We start from the raw sequence: 251 nt of genomic DNA on the forward strand, positions 1-251 counted from the left end.
GAGAGCTCGTGATCGGAATTTTGGGGCGCACGCCGGTGGCGCTGATGGCCGGGCGGTCGCATTTTTATGAGCATGGCCGCGCCGACGTGATGCGCCCGGCGCTCGGGACGCTCAAAGCTCTCGGCGTCGAAACGCTGATTTTGACCAATGCGGCCGGCAGCCTGCGGGAAGACATGCCGCCGGGCTCGCTGATGCAGATCACCGACCATATCAGCCTTCTCGGCGCCAATCCCTTGATCGGCGAGGCCTCC

Annotated in this window: 1 protein-coding gene; it reads left to right on the top strand. The window is 64.9% G+C overall.

Going from position 1 to position 251, the window contains the following annotated elements; translation table 11 throughout:
* Positions 1-251 (top strand): phosphorylase family protein (locus tag CH341_RS33035; protein WP_483475704.1); only part of this gene is annotated, 251 nt, incomplete at both ends.

The organism is Rhodoplanes roseus (assembly GCF_003258865.1).
In the GTDB taxonomy this organism is placed as follows: domain Bacteria; phylum Pseudomonadota; class Alphaproteobacteria; order Rhizobiales; family Xanthobacteraceae; genus Rhodoplanes; species Rhodoplanes roseus.